Annotated in this window: 15 protein-coding genes; 7 read left to right on the top strand and 8 right to left on the bottom strand. The window is 72.7% G+C overall.

Translation table 11 applies throughout. From position 1 onward, the window contains the following. Nucleotides 1-2: 2 nt before the first annotated feature. From ACGWYJ_RS07720 to ACGWYJ_RS07705, 4 genes are read right to left on the bottom strand one after another with little or no spacing between them, the layout of a single operon-like run. Nucleotides 3-812 carry an SDR family NAD(P)-dependent oxidoreductase gene (locus tag ACGWYJ_RS07720; RefSeq protein WP_395104971.1) on the bottom strand — a complete coding sequence of 270 codons (810 nt, stop codon included), beginning with the start codon at nt 810-812 and terminating at the stop codon, nt 3-5. Then, the gene (locus ACGWYJ_RS07715; RefSeq protein ID WP_395104970.1) at nt 797-2026 is read right to left on the bottom strand and encodes a cytochrome P450; all 1230 of its coding nucleotides are present in this window, start codon (nt 2024-2026) and stop codon (nt 797-799) included. The genes ACGWYJ_RS07720 and ACGWYJ_RS07715 overlap by 16 nt, the downstream gene beginning before the upstream one ends. Then, nucleotides 2023-3006, bottom strand: a complete 984-nt coding sequence (locus tag ACGWYJ_RS07710; RefSeq protein WP_395104969.1) for a phosphotriesterase — start codon at nt 3004-3006, stop codon at nt 2023-2025. Before ACGWYJ_RS07710 ends, ACGWYJ_RS07715 begins: the two co-directional genes overlap by 4 nt. A gap of 40 nt (nt 3007-3046) precedes the next feature. Then, the gene (locus ACGWYJ_RS07705; RefSeq protein ID WP_395104968.1) at nt 3047-3844 is read right to left on the bottom strand and encodes a phytanoyl-CoA dioxygenase family protein; all 798 of its coding nucleotides are present in this window, start codon (nt 3842-3844) and stop codon (nt 3047-3049) included. Between the two features lie 149 nt (nt 3845-3993). On the opposite strand from ACGWYJ_RS07705, the gene ACGWYJ_RS07700 reads away from it, so the two are divergent. Then, the gene (locus ACGWYJ_RS07700) at nt 3994-4680 is read left to right on the top strand and encodes a DUF1707 domain-containing protein (protein ID WP_395104967.1); all 687 of its coding nucleotides are present in this window, start codon (nt 3994-3996) and stop codon (nt 4678-4680) included. Here the strand turns inward: ACGWYJ_RS07700 and ACGWYJ_RS07695 are convergent. Genes ACGWYJ_RS07695 through ACGWYJ_RS07685 form a run of 3 tightly spaced genes read right to left on the bottom strand, consistent with a single transcriptional unit; the run spans nt 4677 to nt 7941 of the window. Continuing rightward, nucleotides 4677-5447 carry a hypothetical protein gene (locus ACGWYJ_RS07695; RefSeq protein WP_395104966.1) on the bottom strand — a complete coding sequence of 257 codons (771 nt, stop codon included), beginning with the start codon at nt 5445-5447 and terminating at the stop codon, nt 4677-4679. The two genes, ACGWYJ_RS07700 and ACGWYJ_RS07695, sit on opposite strands and share 4 nt — an antisense overlap. 57 nt (nt 5448-5504) lie before the next feature. Further along, the gene (locus ACGWYJ_RS07690; RefSeq protein WP_395104965.1) at nt 5505-6920 is read right to left on the bottom strand and encodes an amidase; all 1416 of its coding nucleotides are present in this window, start codon (nt 6918-6920) and stop codon (nt 5505-5507) included. Nucleotides 6921-6945: 25 nt separating this feature from the next. Next, nucleotides 6946-7941: a D-2-hydroxyacid dehydrogenase gene (locus ACGWYJ_RS07685; protein WP_395104964.1), complete on the bottom strand. Its 996-nt coding sequence runs from the start codon at nt 7939-7941 to the stop codon at nt 6946-6948. Nucleotides 7942-8210: 269 nt separating this feature from the next. Here ACGWYJ_RS07685 and ACGWYJ_RS07680 point away from each other — a divergent pair, with 269 nt between their 5' ends. From ACGWYJ_RS07680 to ACGWYJ_RS07655, 6 genes are all read left to right on the top strand, one after another. Further along, nucleotides 8211-8693: a DUF3830 family protein gene (locus tag ACGWYJ_RS07680; protein WP_395105013.1), complete on the top strand. Its 483-nt coding sequence runs from the start codon at nt 8211-8213 to the stop codon at nt 8691-8693. Between the two features lie 13 nt (nt 8694-8706). Further along, complete coding sequence (locus ACGWYJ_RS07675; RefSeq protein WP_395104963.1) at nt 8707-9468, top strand: Asp/Glu racemase; 762 nt, start codon at nt 8707-8709, stop codon at nt 9466-9468. Between the two features lie 35 nt (nt 9469-9503). Further along, nucleotides 9504-10286, top strand: a complete 783-nt coding sequence (locus tag ACGWYJ_RS07670) for a maleate cis-trans isomerase (protein ID WP_395104962.1) — start codon at nt 9504-9506, stop codon at nt 10284-10286. A 63-nt stretch (nt 10287-10349) separates the two neighbouring features. Further along, nucleotides 10350-11003: a GntR family transcriptional regulator gene (locus ACGWYJ_RS07665; protein WP_395104961.1), complete on the top strand. Its 654-nt coding sequence runs from the start codon at nt 10350-10352 to the stop codon at nt 11001-11003. A 54-nt stretch (nt 11004-11057) separates the two neighbouring features. Further along, complete coding sequence (locus tag ACGWYJ_RS07660; RefSeq protein WP_395104960.1) at nt 11058-12296, top strand: aspartate aminotransferase family protein; 1239 nt, start codon at nt 11058-11060, stop codon at nt 12294-12296. Nucleotides 12297-12940: 644 nt separating this feature from the next. Then, entirely contained in the window at nt 12941-14080 is a 1140-nt protein-coding gene (locus tag ACGWYJ_RS07655; protein WP_395104959.1) for an acyl-CoA dehydrogenase family protein, read from the top strand. Here the strand turns inward: ACGWYJ_RS07655 and ACGWYJ_RS07650 are convergent. Beyond that, complete coding sequence (locus ACGWYJ_RS07650; RefSeq protein ID WP_395104958.1) at nt 14077-18624, bottom strand: HAD-IC family P-type ATPase; 4548 nt, start codon at nt 18622-18624, stop codon at nt 14077-14079. The genes ACGWYJ_RS07655 and ACGWYJ_RS07650 overlap by 4 nt on opposite strands. Between the last annotated feature and the right edge of the window lie 47 nt (nt 18625-18671).

The raw sequence follows: 18671 nt of genomic DNA, 5'->3' as shown, positions 1-18671 counted from the left end.
GCTCAGCCCGCCTCCCTCGCCTGCCGGATGGCGTGCTCGGGGCGGTGCGCCAGCGTCCCCCCGTCGATGACGATGGTCTGGCCGGTGATGCAGCGCGCCTCCGACGAGGCGAGGAACGCGACCAGCGCGGCGACGTCCTCCGGCTCGCACGGGTCGGGCAGCAGCCGTTCGGCGGCCTTCTCGGCGAGCCGTTCCGGGGTCATCGCCCGCCGGGCGGCCTCGGTGAGGACGAGCGCGGGCGCCACGGCGTTGCAGCGGATGCCGCGCCGGCCGTACATGGTGGCGACATAGCGGGTGAACGAGATCAGCGCCGCCTTCGCCGCCCCGTACGCGGCATGGTCGGTGTCACCGACCAGGGCGGACACGGAGGTGGTGTTGACGATCGCGGCGCCCGCGCCCATGCGCGGGACGGCGTGCTTGACGCAGAGCATCGCGCCGCGCAGGTCGACGGCGAGGGTGCGGTCCCACACCTCCACGTCCATCTCGGTCAGGTCGAGGTCGCGCCCGTACACCTCGCGGGACAGCACGGCGGCGTTGCTGTGCAGGACGTCCAGGCGGCCGCCGTCGCCGGCCGCCGTCTCCACCATGGCGCGGACGTCGTCCTCCACGCTGACGTCGCCGGTGACGGGCCGGGCGGCGCCGCCCTCCTTGACGATCAGCTCGGCGGTCTCGGCCGCCGCCGCCGGGTCGATGTCGGCGACCGTCACCGTGGCGCCCTCGGCGGCCAGGCGGCGGGCGCAGGCGCGGCCGATGCCGGAGCCCGCGCCCGTCACCAGGGCGGTACGGCGGGCGAACCTCACCGCTCGTCCCATTCCACCAGCAGGCTCGCCAGTCCACGCCCGACCATGCTCTTGCGGTACTCGGGCGCGGCCCCCGGCGCCAGGCGCAGGCTGGGCAGCCGGGCGGTGAGCCGCTGGAAGGCGATCTCCATCTTCAGCCGGCTCAGGGCCGCGCCGACGCAGTGGTGGACGCCGTACCCGAACACCATGTGGTCGCGGGCGTTCTCGCGGCGGATGTCGAACCGCTCGGGGTCGGGGAAGACGGTCTCGTCGTGCCCGGCCGAGTCGGTGTGCAGCAGGATCTGGGTGCCCGGCTCGATCGTGGTGCCGTGCAGGGTGACCTCGCGGGTGGTCGTGCGGAAGCTGCCGAGGCTGGCGCCGTCGATGCGGAGCGTCTCCTCGGCCATGCCGGGGATCAGCGACGGGTCGGCGACGATCTCCTCCCAGACCTCGCGCTCGCGCAGCAGCCGGTAGACCGCGTTGGACAGCGCGTTGGGCACGGTGTCGTTGCCGCCGAGCAGCAGCGCGCTGATGGTCTCCACGACCTCGCGGTGCGAGAGCCCGTTGTCGATGTGCTCGGCCATGAGGGAGACGAAGTCCTCGCGGGGCTCGGCGCGGCGGTCGCTGACCAGCCGGTCCACGTAGTCGAGGTACTTGAGGAAGTCCTGGGCCAGCTCGCGCTGGCGCTCGGGCGCCTGGGGCGAGAGGAACAGCTGGAACCAGGAGGTCACCCAGTGCTTGACCCTGTCCTCGTCCTCGGGCGGGACCCCGATGAAGTGGGCGGCCAGGCGCGCGGACGGCCGGTGCGCCAGCTCGACGGTGAAGTCGGCCCGCCCGGCGGGCAGGATCTCGTCCAGGACGCGGTCCACCTCGGCCTGGAACCGGTCGCCGAGGCGCTTGACGGCGCGGGGCGTGAAGGCCCGGGAGATCGCCCGGCGCATCCGCGTGTGCTGGGGCGGGTCCACGTTGGCCGAGAAGTTGTCCAGGAAGGAGCGGTGCTCGCCGAGCGTCTCCTTCACCTCGTCGGTGAGGGTGCGGGAGATGGTGAGCGAGCCGACGCTGGAGAAGGTCTCGTGGTCGCGGTAGGCGTTGCGGACGTCCTCGTACCGTGTCAGCACCCACATGCCGAAGTGGTCGCTCCAGAAGACGGGGTGCTCGTGGCGGAGGCGCCTCAGGAACGGGTACGGGTTGGCGACGTGCCAGTCGGAGGTGATGTCGAAGTCCGTTGCGGTCTCCGGGGTGGTCACGGACGGCCTCCGGTCTCGGTCGGGGTGAGGATGTCGTGAGGGTTGGTGACGAGCATCTGCCGTATCTGCTCCTCGGTGACGCCCCGGGCGCGCAGGGCGGGCAGCACGTCCCGGGAGATGTGCAGCAGGTGGTAGTTGGGATGCCGCTGCTTGATGACCTCGGGTTCGAAACGGTCGTTGAAGCAGTAGGAGTCGTGCGAGAGCACCATGCGGTTCGCGTGGCCGCGCTCGCACATCGCGACGACGGTGGCGACCCGGTCCTCGAACGAGGTGAACTCGATGCCGAAGCGGTCCATGCCGATATAGGACCCGTTGGCGATCAGTTCTTCGAGGTAGCCGAGGTCGGTGGAGTCGCCCGCGTGCCCGATCACCACGCGGGACAGGTCCACGCCCTCTTCGGCCAGGAGTTTCTGCTGGTCGAGCCCGTTGCGGGTGGCCGACTCGCTGTGCGTGGTGATCGGCACCCCGGTCTCGCGGTGGGCCTGGGCGACGGCGCGCATCACCCGTTCGACGCCGGGCGTGAGGCCCTGCCTGCCGGTGGCGCACTTGAGCATGCCCGCCTTGACGCCGGTGCGCCCGATGCCCTCGGTGATGTCGCGGACGAAGAACTCGGCCAGCCGGTCGGGCCCGCCGAACAGCGAGCCGGGGCCGCGGTTGCCGAAGTACGGGGGCAGCGCGTCGTAGGTGTAGAGGCCGGTGGCGGCGACGATGTTGACGGAGGTCAGCTCGGCGACCCGCTGGACGGCCGGGACGTACCGGCCGAGCCCGATCACCGTGAGGTCGACGATCGTGTCGATTCCGGCGGCCTTGAGCTCGTCCAGCTTGGCGGCGGCCTCGCGGGCGCGCTTCTCCAGGTCCCAGCCCTCGGGGATGTCGGGCCAGTTCCACAGGATCTCCGGGCTCAGCCCGAAGACGTGCTCGTGCATCAGCGTGGCGCCGGTGTCGCTCACCGGCCCGCGTACCGTCTCGATGGAGGTCATGGCGCCGCCTTGGCCGGACCGGGGAGGGTGGAACGACACGTCATGAGGTGGGCACCACCGGGAACAGCGGGTGGTCGAAGGGCTCGTTGACCTTGAGGCCCAGGTCGTCGGTCTGCCCGTACGGGGCGCCGGTGTAGAGGCTGGCGGCGTCGAAGTAGGTGACGGTGAACGACAGCCGGGGCCGGTCGCGGCGGTTGGCCGGCGCGCCGTGGATGACCAGGGCGCTGTGCACGGTGGCGTCGCCGGGCGCCATGTCGATCGGCGGGGAGACCTCCAGGTCCTTCAGCCAGGGGTGCTGGCTGAGCGCGTCGTCGCCTTCGCGGACGAAGCTGCGGCCCAGCGGCCCGTACAGGTGGGAACGGTCGTAGAAGCGCAGCGTGCCCATGTCGGCGGAGACGTCGTCCAGCGCGAGCCAGATCGTGAGCATCGCGGAGCGGTCCATCGGCATCCACGGGAAGTCCTGGTGGAAGACCGTGGCGCCGTGGCCGTTGCCGTCCTCCGGCTCCTTGATCAGCAGGTTGGTGACCTGGAGCCGGACGTTCTGGACGCCGAGCAGCAGCCGGGTGGCGTTGCGGCCCAGGCCGGGCGACAGGGCGAGCGCGCGGAACGCCTCGTCGTGCTCGGCGATGTCGCGGTCCTGGCCGAACGCCTGGTCGACGAAGCTGTTGCGGAACGCCTCGCGCCTGGCCGCCAGACGTTCCAGCGCCCGGTCGCGCAGCCCGGCCACGAAGCCGGGGTCCACCAGGCCGGGCAGCCGGGCCCAGCCGTGCTCGCGGTAATGCGCGATCTCCTCTTCGGTCACATCGCGAACGGGAGCCTGCACTATCGGTACACCCATGGGCGCTGTTCCTTTACGCCGGTTACCTGCAAGGACCTTCAGGTGGACGGTAACGCCAACCTGGCATATCAAGCAAGCGCTTGGTATAACCACGGGCGGCCTCCGGCGCCTCGATCGTGATCCGGGGCGAACCGGCATAGGCTTCGTCCATGACGTCTTCTCCGCCACCCGCCGGACAGGAGCGCGGGAGCTCCTCCCCCTACCCGCCGGAGATGCGGGCGTCCGACGCCGACCGCGACCGGGTCGCGGAGGTGCTGCGCGAGGCCGCGGGTGACGGCCGGCTCACGCTCGAGGAACTCCAGGAGCGGCTCAACCAGGTCTACATGGCCAAGACCTACGCCGAACTGGAGCCGATCACCCGGGACCTGCCGAGCCCCGGAAACCGTGGCGACCTGGCGCCGTACACGCCGCCGTTCGCCGACGCGCCCGCCGCCGACCCGCCGAGCTGGTGGACGGGCCTCGCCATCATGAGCGGGTTCAGGCACGAGGGCCGCTGGACGGTCCCGAGGCTGTTCACCACGTTCGCCTTCTGGGGCGGCGGCAGGCTCGACCTGCGCGAGGCGCGGTTCGCCGAGCCCGAGGTGAGGATCCGCGCCTTCGCGATCATGGGCGGGGTCGAGGTGATCGTGCCCGAGGACATCGCCGTCCGGGTCAACGGAATCGGCATCATGGGCGGCTTCGACCACCACGCGAGCGGTCCCGGGGTGCCGGGAGCGCCGCGCGTGGTGATCTCCGGCCTGGCGTTCTGGGGAGGCGTGAACGTCAAGCGCAAGCCCCGCAAGCACGCCAGGAGGCTCCGCGAGGGGCGGGACTGCCGCGGCGAGCTCGAAGACTAGGGCTGGTTCGGAGCCAGCTTCGAGCCCGGGTACGGGCTGAGCAGGTTCTCCCGCCAGGGCCCTTCGAGGTAGGCGCGGGCGCGCTTGCGCCAGCTCAGCAGGCGGTGGTCGGCGGGCACGCCGTCATCGAGCCCGAGCGCCGCGTCCCTCGACCTTTGCAGCTCCAGATGCGAGTCGATGTCGGTGCCCCAGAGCGTGACCACCTCGCTGTCGCAGAACTGGACCTCGTACGCGCCGACCAGCCGGTGTCCATGATCGGCCAGTATCGGCGCGCGCTCCTCCTGGACGGCGGCCAGGTAGTCCAGCGCCGCGCCCGGCCTCACCTGCGCGCTCTCGAACAGGTACAGCGGCGCCGCGTACCCCTCGGAGAGCAGGTCCGCCACCGCGGGCGAGCCCGGGGCCGCGCCCAGCGGCCGGGAGTAGGCGGAGAACCGCAGGTCGTCGATGTCCGACAGGAAGAGGTTCTGCTGGACGTCGTCGTAGATCTCCACCATCTGCCGCCAGCCGCCGTCCCAGCCGCCGTGGCAGTCCCAGAGGGTGACGACCTTGAACTGCGGGTGGCCGCTGATGCCGACGGCGTAGAACGCCCCGACCAGGTCGATCTCCTTGGAGCGGATGGACAGGCCCTCGGTGAGCCTCGGTGCCCCCGCCTCCATGCGGTCGTCCTCCCGCTTGTAGCCGGTGAGCCAGCGCAGGTACTCCAGGGGCCTGCGCGAGTTCATCGGGTGGAACTCGACCTCTTCGAGCAGGTAGATGCCGCGGCGCATGGAGCCTCCAGTCGTTAACCAAGCAATTGCTTGGTTAGGACCGTACTGCGCTCCCGATCAGCCGTCCAGTGGCGGGCGGCGCTCGTGCCAGGGACGGGCCCGCTCGTAGGCCAGCGCGGCGTTCATCACCCGCGCGTCGGCATGCCTCGGCCCGATGATCTGGAGCCCGGCCGGAAGCCCATCCGGGGTGAAACCGCACGGGACGCTCGCGGCCGGCTGCTGGGTCATGTTGAACGGATAGGTGAACGGCGTCCAGGCCGTCCAGCGCCCCACCCCGCCGTACAGGCCGCCGGCCGGGGTCTCGCGTCCGGCCTCGAACGCGGGGATCGGCACGGTCGGGGTGAGCAGCAGGTCGCACTCCTCGTGGAACAGGCCCATGATCCGGCCCAGCTCCCGGCGGCGCGCGACGGCGTCCAGGTAGACGCTGAGCGAGTACTGCTCGCCCTTGTCGCAGATCTCGCGCAGGCCGGGGTCGAGCTTGGCCCGCTCCTCCTCGGTGAGGTTCTCCACGACCTTCGCGGCCCCGGCGAACCACAGCACCTCGAAGTCCTCGACCGGATCGGCGAAGCCCGGATCGGCCCGCTCCACCTTGGCGCCCAGCTCGGCGAACACCCCGGCGGCCGCGTCCACGAGCGCGGCGACCTCCGGATCCACCGAGGCGAAGCCCAGCTCGGGGCTGAAGGCGACGCGCAGCCCCGACACGTCCCCGGCCAGCGTGGAGAACGGCTCGCGCGGCGGCGGCAGCGCCGACCAGTCCCGGCCGTCGAACCCGGTGATCACGTCCAGCAGCAGCGCGGCGTCCCGCACGGTACGGGTCATCGGGCCGACGTGCGCCAGCGTCCCGAACGGGCTGGCCGGGTAGTGCGGCACCAGACCGTAGGTCGGCTTGAGCGTGAACGTGCCGGTGAACGCGGCCGGGATGCGCACCGAGCCGCCGCCGTCGGTGCCCAGCGCCAGCGGGGCCAGGCCCGCCGCCACCGCGGCCGCCGCTCCCCCGCTGGAGCCGCCGGGGGTACGGGCGGTGTCCCACGGGTTGCGGGTGACCCCGGTGAGCGGCGAATCGGTGACGCCCTTCCACGCGAACTCCGGCGTCGTGGTCTTGCCGATCGGCACCGCGCCGTGCTCGTACAGGCGGGCCACCGAGGGCGCGTCCTCCGGCCAGTCCAGGCCGGGATCGATCGTACGCGAGCCGCGCAGCGTCGGACGGCCCTTGGTGATCAGGATGTCCTTGATCGAGACGGGCACCCCGTCCAGCAGGCCCGCGGGCTCGCCGCGCCGCCACCGCTCCGCCGAGGCCCGCGCCGCCTCCAGCGACCACTCCGGGTCGACCAGGCAGAACGCGTTCAGCCGCGGATCGATCCGCTCGATCCGTTCCAGGACGGCCTCGGTGGCCTCCACCGGGGTCAGCTCCTTGCGCCCGTAGGCGTCCAGCAGCTCGGTCGCGGTCAGGCCGGTCGGATCGGTGCCGGTCATGAGACCTCCTGGTTCGGTGCGGCGGTCAGCCGGACGCGGTCGGCGTCCCGGAGCTGACATACCCGAGGCGCTTGTCCACCACGTTCAGCAGGGGGCGGCCGGCGACGTACCGGCCGAGGTTGTCGGCGAACAGGCGGACCAGCTCCGTCCTCCACCCCACCACGTCCCCGGACATGTGCGGGGAGACGATCACATTGGGCAGGTCCCAGAGCGGGGACGGCTCCGGCAGCGGCTCGTCCTCGAAGACGTCCAGGGCGGCCCCCGCGATCCGGCCCGCCCGCAGGGCCTCGATCAGGTCGTCCTCCACCACCAGCGCGCCCCGGCCCACGTTGATCAGCCGGGCGGTCGGCCGCATCCGCTCCAGCGCGGCGCCGTCGATCATGCCGCGGGTGCGGTCGGTGAGCGGCGCCGCCAGCACCACCCAGTCGGCCTCGCCCAGCGCCTCGTGCAGCCGGTCGTCGGGCAGCACCTCGCCCAAATCGGGATCGCCGGCGCGGGCGGTGCGCCCCATCCCGGTCACCACGATCCCGGCCGCGGCCAGCGCGCGGCCGATCGCCCGCCCGATCGGGCCGGTGCCGATCACCAGCGCGCGGGTGCCCTCGATCCGCTCGCTCTCGCGGTGCCGCCACACCCGCCGCTCTTGCAGCCTCAGCGTGGTCCGCAGGTCCTTGGCGAAGCACAGCACCAGGCCCAGCACGTACTCGGCGATCGGGCCATCGAAGACCCCGCGCGAGTTGGTGACGACCGTGTCGCTCTCGACCAGCCCGGGGAACAGCAGGCTGTCCACCCCGGCGCTCGCGACATGCACCCAGCCCGGCGCCCCTTCCCTCGGCCATACGCGGGAGGGTGCCCGGGAGAAGAAGTCGTACACGAACAGCACGTCGGAACCCGGAAGCGCCTCGGCGAGCCCTGCCCCGTCCACGTAGCGCACGCGGGCGAGACGCTCGACCGGCTCCATGGCCGGCGGCGGATCGGCCTCGTCGCGCAGCACGACCACCCGCGGCCTGCCCTCTGGCTCCATGGCCTCACTCTCTGGGGTCGGCAATTAACGAGAACGCAACGCATGGGGGCATTGACACGCTAGGAAGCCCTCGTAGGATTGTCAACAATCAGCGCGGGTACCTCGACATCCAAGAACGAGCAGGTGACCGTGCTGGTCGTGCTGCAAGACCGTCGCAACCGTTCCACAGGCCAGGGCGGATCCCAAGGCGCTCTATTCGTCAAGAGTCCTCTCGGGTGAGCGACGCGTCACTCACCCCTGTGCCCGGGGAGGCCGGCATGCCCAAGCTCATGACCATCACGCTCGAGCGCCGCGGCGTCTCCTGCATCGCCGAACTGCTCGAAAAGGACGCGCCCCGGACGTGCGAGGCGGTCTGGCGGGCCCTGCCGCAGGGCGGCGACGCGTACCACGCCAAGTACGCGCGCAACGAGGTCTACACCATGGTCGAGCGGTTCAGCGACGAGGAGATCGGCTTGGAGAACCCCACGGTGACCCCCATCTCGGGCGACGTGGTGTATTTCGACTTCCATGGCGGGATGCTGGACAGGGGCTTCAAGGAGGAGAAGGGCATCGACGGCCTGCCCGGCGTCGTCGACCTGGCCATCTTCTACGGGCGCAACAACCTGCTGCTGAACGGGGACGTCGGCTGGGTGCCCGGCAACGTCTACGCCACCATCGTGGACGGGCTCGACCGCATGGCCGAGGCGTGCAACGACGTATGGCGGTCCGGCGGCGTCGGCGAACGCCTCGTCTACGCCAGGCACGACGGCTGAACGGGCGGCGGTGATGGCATTCGACCCCAAGCTCATCGTCGGCCCGGAACTGCCGGCACAGCGCGGCATCGGCGTCGTGGCCCCGTTCGACTTCGCGCTCGACCGGGAGCTGTGGCGCTGGACGCCCGACGACGTCTCGCTCTTCATGACCAGGCTGCCCTACGTCCCGGTGCCGGTGACGGTGGAGATGGCCTCGGCCCTGTCCGACCACTCGATCGTGCGGCAGGCGACCCGGGACGTGCTGGCCCCCGAGCCGCTGGCGGTGGCCTACGCCTGCGCCTCGGGCAGCTTCATCCGCGGCGCGGAGGGCGAGCGGGAGCTCCAGCAGGCCATGCTCAAGGCCGGGGCCCCGTCCGCCACGACCACCTCGGGCGCCCTGGTGGAGTCGCTGTCCCTGCTCGGCATCGGCCGGATCGCGGTGGTGACCCCGTACATCGACAGCGTCACCGACCGGCTGGTGTCCTTCCTCGGCGCGCACGGCGTCGCGGTGGTGTCCTCGGTCGGGATGGGGCTGCTCAACCACATCTGGAAGGTCGGCTACCAGGAGGTGGTCAACGCCGTCTCGGCGGTCGACCGGCCCGAGGCGGAGGCGGTGTTCATCAGCTGCACCAACGTCCCGACGTACGACATCATCGCGCCGCTGGAACGCATGATCGGCAAGCCCGTGCTCACCGCCAACCAGGTGACCATGTGCTCCGCGCTGCGGGCGATGGGGCTCCAGGCCGCGGGCGAGGGGCAGTGGCTGGTCCAGGTGAGCCAGGCCCCGGCGGCCTAGCGCGGCATGATTGATCGAAAGGGAGGCGGAAGTTGGTGCCCAGCGTCGGATTCCTCTACCCGGGCCACAGCGCCGAGGACGACTACCCGGTGATCGAACGGATCCTCGGTGACGTGCGGCTGCCCGTCGTCCACACGCTCATGCGGGAGGACGCGCACCGGGTGGACGCCCTGCTGGACGTGGGCGGAGCCGACGTCCTGTCCGAGGGGGCCAGGACGCTGCGCGGGCTTGAGGTATCGGCCGCCGTGTGGGCCTGCACCAGCGGCAGCTTCGTCTTCGGCTGGGACGGCGCCGCCGCGCAGGTCGACGGCGTCAGCGCTGCCGCCGGGGTGCCCGCGTCCAGCACCTCCTTCGCCTTCGTCAACGCGGCCCGGCACCTGGGCGTGACCAGGGTCGCGGTGGCCGCCACCTACCCGGCGGACGTGGCGGAGCGGTTCGCCGCCTTCCTCGCGCACGCCGGCATCGAGGTCGTCGCGCTGACCAGCCGCGGCATCATCACCGCCGCCGAGGTCGGCACGCTGGGGCGCGACGACGTCCTGGACTTCGTCGCCGCCAACGACCATCCCGGCGCCGAGGCCGTCCTGGTCCCCGACACCGCGCTGCACACGGTCGCCTGGCTGGACGACCTGGAGGCGCGGCTGGGCAAGCCCGTCCTCACCGCCAACCAGGTGAGCGTCTGGGAGGGCCTGCGCCTGGCGGCGGAGAGCGGCGCCGGGGCGGAGGGCGTGCTGCGCCCCCGTCCCGGCCTGGGCACGCTGTTCGCCAAGGAACCGGCCGGAGCGGCGGCTCCGGACGCGATCCAGACGGCGCGCCTATGAGACACGAGCGAGTAGCCCTCGGTATGGGCCGAGGTGAACTGAATAAAGAGAGGAACCCTCGGCATGGGCCGACTGGGTGAGCTTGAACCCGTCCCCCGCAGATCCACCGTGGAGATCGTCTACGACGAGCTGAGAACGGCGATCCTGTACGGCCAGCTGGAACCCGGCGAGCAGCTCGGCGAGGCCGATCTGGCGGGACGGCTGGGCATCAGCCGCGGCCCGCTGCGCGAGGCCATGCAGCGGCTCGTCCAGGAGGGGCTGCTGCACAGCGAGCCGCACCGCGGCCTGTTCGTGGTCACGCTGGACCAGAGCGACGTGGAGGACGTCTACCGAGCCAGGCTCGCCATCGAGCGGGCGGCGTGCGTCCTGGTGATGGAGCGCAACCGCGGCGAGGCGGTGGCCCGGCTCACCGAGGCGCTGGACCACCTGGTCGAGGCCGCCAGGGAACGCGACCGGGTGAAGATGAGCGACGCCGACCAGGCGTTCCACGAGGTGCTGGTCAGCTCGTCCGGCAGCCCCCGGCTGGAGCGCATGGCACAGACCCTGCTGGTGGAGACCCGCATGTGCCTGAACGCGCTCCAGGACACCTACCCCGAGCCCGAGGAGCTGGTGGAGGAGCACCGGCGGCTCGTCGACGCCATCTCCGACGGCGAGGAGGAGCGGCTGCTGCGCCTGATCGAAGAGCACATGCTCGACTCCATCGAGCGACTGTCGTAGGATTGTCGACAATCTTACGACGCTTGTTCCGAGCCTTCCGAGAGGGTCGTGCCCATGGCTCAGCTGTCCCCCGCTCTCAAGCAGGCCACTCCCGTGCTGGCGGAGCGCGGCGAGGGCGTCTACCTCTACGACGAGGCCGGGCGCCGCCATCTCGACTTCACCGCCGGCATCGGCGTCACCAGCACCGGGCACTGCCACCCCCGGGTCGTCGAGGCCGCGCAGCGGCAGGTCGCCACGCTGATCCACGGCCAGTACACGACCGTGATGCACCGCCCCCTGCTGCGGCTCACCGAACGGCTCGGCGACGTGCTGCCCGACGGGCTCGACTCGCTGTTCTACATGAACAGCGGCAGCGAGGCCGTCGAAGCCGCCGTCCGGCTCGCCCGGCACGTCACCGGGCGGCACAACATCGTGGTCTTCCAAGGCGGCTTCCATGGCCGCACCATGGGCGCCGCCGCCCTGACCACGGCCGGCACTAAATTCCGCGCCGGCATCGGCCCCGTCATGCCCGGCGCCATCGTGTCCCCGTTCCCGACCGCCTACCGGTACGGGTGGGACGAGGAAGAGGCCACCAGGTTCGCCCTCCGGGAACTGGACTACGCCCTCACCACCCTCGTCTCCCCCAAGGACACCGCCGCACTCCTGGTCGAGCCCGTCCTCGGCGAAGGCGGCTACATCCCGGCGCCGCCCGCGTTCCTCCAGGGCCTCCGCGAACGCGCCGACCGCCACGGCCTCCTGCTCATCGTGGACGAGGTCCAGACCGGCTTCGGACGCACCGGCCGCTTCTGGGGCCACGAACACGCCGGGATCCGACCCGATGTCGTCATCACCGCCAAGGGCCTCGCCAGCGGCTTCCCGCTGTCCGCCATCGCCGCCCCCGCCGCCCTCATGGAGAAAGCCTGGCCCGGCTCCCAGGGCGGCACCTACGGAGGCAACGCCGTCGCCTGCGCCGCCGCCCTCGCCACCCTCGACGTCATCCAAGACGAGGGCCTGGTCGACAACGCCGCCGAAATGGGCGCCCGCCTCCAAGACGGCCTCCGCAAGGTCGCCGCCGACCACCCCCAGATCGGCGACGTACGCGGCCTGGGCCTCATGCAGGCCAGCGAATTCACCGGCGCCGACGGCCAACCCGACCCGGCCGCCGCCCAACGCGCCCAGAAGGCCGCCGCCGACCGCGGCCTGCTCCTCCTCACCTGCGGCGCCGCGGGCAACGTGGTCCGCTTCATCCCACCCCTGATCGTCAACGCCCCCCAAATCGACGAAGCCCTCACCCTTTGGGCCGGCTGTTTCTAAGCTGTGTTTATTGGCAAGCACGAGCTGCGCTCGTCTTTTTGGCAAGCACGAGCTGCGCTCCTCGCCTGGCGGCTCGTCGCTTGTCGTGCTTGCGGCGATCGCTGCATCGCTTCGACTCGCCCAGGGGCTCGCTGCGCGATCAGGTCCTCGCAAGCTCGGACCTGCCTTCGGACGCGATCGCAGCGCTTGGGCGCCGTTCGGGGCTGGGGTTGGGGTTGCGGTGGGTGCGGATGTGTTTATTGGCAAGCACGAGCTGCGCTCGCGTGCGATCGCTGCATCGCTCCGACTCGCCCTAGGGGCTCGCTACGCGATCAGGTCCTCGCAAGCTCGGACCTGCCTTCGGACGCGATCGCAGCGCTTGGGCACCGTTCGGGGCTGGGGTTGGGGTTGCGGTGGGTACGGATGTGTTTATTGGCAAGCACGAGCTGCGCTCGCGTGCGATCGCTGCATCGCTCCGACTCGCCCTAGGGGGCTCGCTGCGCGATCAGGTCCTCGCAAGCTCGGACCTGCCTTCGGTCGCGATCGCGGCGCCTGGGCGACCGTTCGGGGCTGGGGGTGCGGGCTGGGGTGGGTGGGTTGTGTTCAGGGTGCGGCGTGATTAGATCCGAATCACGTTCTGTTGGTTCGGGTTGAGGAGCCGGTGCATGGGCCCGTGGAAGACGGCTGAGCGTGTCGCGTTGCGGCGGCTCGTGCGGGACTTTACCGAGCGGGAGATCGTTCCCTACCTGGGCGGGTGGGAGGACGCCGGGGAGCTGCCGCGTGAGCTGCATCGGAAGGCGGCGAAGGCCGGGCTGCTCGGGGTGGCCTTCCCAGAGTCCGCGGGCGGGGGCGGCGGCGAGCTGTTCGACTCGATGATCGTGACCGAGGAGCTGATCCAGGCGGGCGGCTCCGGTGGGGTCGTGGCCTCCCTGTTCACGCATGGGATCGCGCTGCCGCACATCGTCGCGTCCGGGGACGAGGGGCTGATCGAGCGGTTCGCGCGGCCGACCCTGGCCGGGGAGATGATCGGGGCGCTGGGCATCACCGAGCCGGAGACCGGGTCCGACGTCGCGGGGATCCGGACCACGGCGGTGCGCGACGGCGACCACTACGTGGTGAACGGGGCCAAGCTGTTCATCACCTCGGGCGTACGCGCGGACTTCGTGACCACGGCGGTGCGGACGGGCGGGCCCGGCGCCGGGGGGATCTCGCTGCTGGTGATCGAGAAGGGCACGCCGGGGTTCGCGGTGTCGCGGTCGCTGCGGAAGATGGGCTGGCTGTGCTCGGACACCGCCGAGCTGTCGTTCACCGACGTGCGGGTGCCCGCGGCCAATCTGGTCGGTGCGGAGAACTCCGGGTTCCTGCAGATCGTCCAGAACTTCGTGACCGAGCGGCTGGGGCTGGCCGTGCAGGCGTACGCGACGGCGCAGCGCTGCCTGGACCTGACGATCCAGTGGGTGCGGGACCGCGAGACGTTCGGGCGTCCGCTGGCGTCCCGGCAGCTCGTCCGGCACAAGATCGCCGAGATGGCCCGGCAGGTGGACGTGGCCCGCGCGTACACCAGGAGCGTCGCCGAGCGGTACGCGGCGGGTGAGGACGTGCTGACCGAGACGGCGTTCGCCAAGAACACGGCCGTGTACGCGGCCGAGCACGTCGTCCACGAGGCCGTCCAGTTGCACGGCGGGATGGGCTACATGCGCGAGTCGGAGGTCGAGCGGCACTACCGCGACGCCCGCATCCTGGGCATCGGCGGCGGCACCAACGAGATCATGAACGAGATCGTGGGCAAGCGGCTCGGGTTCTAGCGCAGCCTCTCGACGAGGCGCGGTCCCAGTACGGACGCGACCGTGGCCGCCGCGGCGGCGCCGAGGACGACCGACCAGGCCACCGGGCCCAGCGGGACGCTGCCGAAGAAGTGGCTCACGCCCGGCGTCTCGATCACCAGCGCCAGGACGAGCAGCGAGGCCGCGCAGGTGGCCAGGACGGCGGGGCTGCGCCAGCCGGTCTGCAAGGTCTGCGCGAGCTGCGTGATGACCAGCGCGGCCAGGCCCATCGTCCCGGCGCGGCGGCCACGACCGGTGAACCGCCCGATCTGCCAGGCGAGGATGGCGCCGAGCGCGGTCACCACGCCGCGCGCCACGATCGCGTCGTGCAGCGGGTCACCGAGCACGCCGGGACGGGACGGGCGTCCGGCGCGGTCGCTCCGGTCCTCGCCGGGCGGGGCGAGCGCGACGGCCAGCGCGGGCATCATGTCGGTGAGCATGTTCACCAGCAGGAGCTGGCGGGTGGTCAGCGGAGCCCGCCCGCCGCCCAGCGTGGTGCCGTACAGGGTGAACGCGACCTCCCCCACGTTGCCGCCGACCAGGATCGACACGGCGTTGCGGACGCTCTCCCACAGCGCGCGCCCCTCCAGGAGAGCCGCGACGATGCCGGGCAGGTCGCCGCCGCGCAGGATCAGGTCGGCGGCGGACGGCGCGGCCCGCGAATCGCCCGCGGTCAGGCCGATGCCCACGTCGGCGAGCCGGATCGCGGCGGCGTCGTTGGCGCCGTCGCCGGTCATCGCCACCACCCGTCCCGCGCGCCGCAGCGCCTGCACGATGCGCACCTTGTGCTCGGGCGTGACGCGGGCGAACACCGAGGTCTCGGCGATCCGCCGGGTACGGTCGCGGTCGCCGAGCCGGTCCAGCTCGGCGCCGGTCATGGTGCGCTCGGGATTCGGGACGCCCAGCTCGGCGGCCACGGCGCGGGCGGTGTCCGGATGGTCCCCGGTGATCATCGTGACCCGGATCCCGGCGGCGGTGAGCGTGCCGATCGCGTCCGCGGCGTCCGGGCGGACCGGGTCGGCGATCCCCACGAAGCCCAGCAGCGCGAGCCCGGCGAGGATCTCCTCGTCGCCGTCCAGGGCGTCGGGCTCGGCGTGGCCGACGGCGAGGACGCGCAGCCCGCGGCCCGCCAGGCGGCGCACCGTCGCCTCCGCCTGGGCGCGCCGCTCGTCGGTCATCGGCTCGGTGCCCCGGCCCGACACGACCCGGCCGCAGTGGGGCAGCAGGACCTCGGGCGCGCCCTTGACGGCGACGTAGGGCACGCCGTCGGCCCGTCCGAGCGCGGCCGAGTAGCCCCGGCTCGGCTCGAACGGGATCGTGCGCAGCGCCTCCCAGCCGGTGTCGCCGCCGAGTCCGGCGGCGGCGTCCAGGACGGCGCGGTCGGTCGCGTGCCGGGCGGGGCCGGCACCGCCGTTCGGGTCGGGGCAGGCACGGGCGGCGGTGGCCAGGACGCGGCGCCACGCGGCGCCGCCGGGCTCAAGGTCGCGGCGCGGCCCGCTGATCGTGGTGACCTTCAGCCGGCCGTCGGTGAGCGTGCCGGTCTTGTCGAAGCACACCACGTCCGCGCGGCCGAGCGTGCCCAGCGTCCGGGACGAGCGGACCAGCACGTCGCGGCGGGACAGGCGGCGGGCGGCGGCGAGCTGGGCGACGGTCGCGACCAGCGTCAGGCCCTCGGGCACCGCCGCCACCGCGACCGCCACGCCCGAGGAGATCGCCTGCCTGGCGGACATGCCGCGCAGCATGCCGAGCGCGCTGACCAGCGCGCCGCTGAACCCGGACACCGGCAGCGAGACCCGCGTCAGCTCGTTCAGCCGTGCCTGCACCCCCGTCGGCGCGGCGCCTACGCCCGCCAGGGCGGCGGCGCGTCCCGCCTGGGTGCTCGAACCCGTGGCGACCACGACGGCGTAGGCGCGCCCGGTCAGCACGGTGGTCTCCTCGTACAGCATGCAGGCGCGCTCGGCCAGGTCCGCGCCGGGGACGGCGGCGACCGACTTGGGCACCGGGGTGGACTCGCCGGTCAGCGTGGCCTCGTCCACCTCCAGGTCCTCGGCCACCAGCAGGCGGGCGTCCGCGGGCACCACGTCGGACGCGCGGACGGCGATGACGTCGCCGGGGCGCAGCTCGGCCGCCGGGATGTCGTCGTGCGGCGCCCACCCGACGCCGTTGTCCAGCCGCAGATCCCAGTCGCCGGGCCCGCCCCGCACGCGGACGCGGCGGGCGGGCGCGCGCTGCCCCAGCAGCAGGCCGCGGAGCGCGCGTTCCGCACGGGACCGCTGGACGCCGCTGATCAGCGCGTTCCCCGCCATCACCCCGCCGACCAGCGCCGCGTCGATACCGGACCCGACGACGGCGGACGCCGCCGCGCCCAGGACGAGCACCGGTGTGAGCGGGTCGCGCAGCTCGTGCCATACCGCGCCCGCGACCTCGGCGACCGCGCGCACGGGCGGCGCGGAGCGGATCCCTTCCGGGAGGCGATGCGATGGGGCACGGGCTTGGGCGCTCTCATCGCGCAGCCGCAGCGCGCGTTCGGCGGCGGCCTGCGGATCCAGGGCGTGCCAGGGTACGCGCGGCACCGGCACGGGCACGGGACGCGCGGCGAGGCGGCGCGCGGACAGGAACCCGCTGACGAGCGCGACCAGCGCGGCGCCGTGCACGGGGGTCAGGTCGAGCCGGGACCTCGAACGGTCCCCGGTCAGCACCAGCAGCGTGCCCAGCGCCGAGCCGCCGATGGCCAGCCGTACCGCGCGCTCGCTCGCGGCCCTGGTCGCGCCCACGGCCACCATGAGCCGCCAGACCTGTTCGAGCCCGCCCGTGCAGACCAGGTCGGAGCTCCAGCAGATCGGGGGCGCGGACTCGTCCAGCCCCATCACGGACACGCTCACGCCCACGTCGGCGGCCAGCGCGGCGTCCTCGTCGCCGGTGGTGACGACGAGCACGCCCTCCCCGTCCCGCTGGAGCGCGCGGACGTGCTCGACGAGCGGGACGGACGCGTCCAGCGCCTCGTCCACCAGCGGCAGCAGCTCGGCGGTGGCGGCGTGCTCGGTCAGCAGGATCCGGACGCCGCTATCGCGGGCGGCCGACAGCGCCGCCTCGGCCCGCGGATCGAGACGGCGCCCGATCACGGCCTCGCCGATCGTGTCACCGGCCGGATCCATCACCTGGACCCTCAGGCCGCGCGGGTCGCCGGAGTCGCCGGAGCCGCCGGGGGCCCCGGTGCCGTTCAGTAAGGGGTCGGTGGAGGCCGCGGACACGCGGTGGAGGCACCAGCCGTCGCGGTCCCGGACGCCCTCGATGCCGGGGTCGACGGTGAGGAGCCGCGCCGCCGCCTCCCACACCTCGGGCCCGTCGGCGGAGACGATCTCGTGTTCGGTCCCGCACAGCGCCGACGAGTCCACCACGACGGCCGTCACCCGGTCGAGCCTGCGGTACGCGGCGCCGTCCAGCGGCACCACGCCCTGCCCGGCCAGCTCGCGTCCCAGCGTGGAGGCGAAGCCCGAGCGGCCGATCCGGGCGGCGCGCGGCACCGTCGCCAGCAGCAGGCCGGACGCGGCACGGGGGTCGCGCCCGAAGGCCACGACCCCGGCGGCGCCGATGAGCGCGGCGATCGAGGAACGGTCGGCCCACTTCTCCACCGGGCCGGGCGGCAGCGGGCAGGGCCGTTCGGCGCGTTCAGGGGCGTCGGCGGGCAGGCCGGGCGCGCACAACGCGGTCTCCCAGCGCGACCAGGCGGCGCGGCGCGCCCTCAGCTCCGCGACCTGCACGCCACGGTGCAGCGCGTCCAGCGCGAGCCCCGACGGCTCCTGGGTGAGCCCGTGCAGCACGGCGCTGCCCACCGACAGCACCAGGTCGGCGCCGTGATGCCCCAGCCTGGTCTCCAGCTCGCGCCGCAGCCGCGGCTGGCTGTCCATCCACGCCAGGGCGATCCGCACGGCGGGCGGCAGCCGCGGCAGGCGCACGAACCGTCCCGCCGAGGCCAGCGCGAAGGCGGCGCAGTCGGACGCCAGCGCGATCGCCTCGGCGGTGACCGGCGCGGTGTCGGCCGGATGCCCTTCCATGGGGAACGCCTCGTCCCCGACCTGCCGCGCGTCCTCCACCGCCGCGATGGCGTCGACGATGCCGTCCACATCGACCCGGTCCTCGTCGAAGAGGCACAGGATCTCCCCCGTGACGGCGTTGACCTGGGCCCAGTGGACGCCCTTCAGCCGTCTCACCGCGGCCGACACCGAGTCGCGCAGCTCGCGTGCCGACCGGGTGCGGGCGGTCGGGTGCCCGCGGATCTCGATGTAGGCGCGGCCCTTCCGCGACCAGGTCCGCCGCCGCGCCCGATGGCCGATCAGGTTCCCCAGCTCGGCGCGCTCCGCCATGCCGGCGAGGTCGGGAAGCTTGGGCTTGGGCAACGGCGGCTTGGGCACGGGCAGCGAGCCCGCCAGCCCCGCCGCGCCCGACACCGCACCCGACACCACGCTCGAAACCGAGCGCGGCACTGAGCGCGGCACCAGTCCGGCCACCGATCGGAGCACTCCCACCCTTGTCACCTTCGCTCTGGGACGACGGTGAGTGCGCTACCCGTGGG

The organism is Actinomadura sp. SCN-SB (assembly GCF_043906805.1).
Taxonomy (GTDB): Bacteria; Actinomycetota; Actinomycetes; order Streptosporangiales; family Streptosporangiaceae; genus Spirillospora.
The sequence above is the reverse complement of the archived record's forward strand: the minus strand, read 5'-3'. Positions and strand labels throughout refer to the sequence as shown.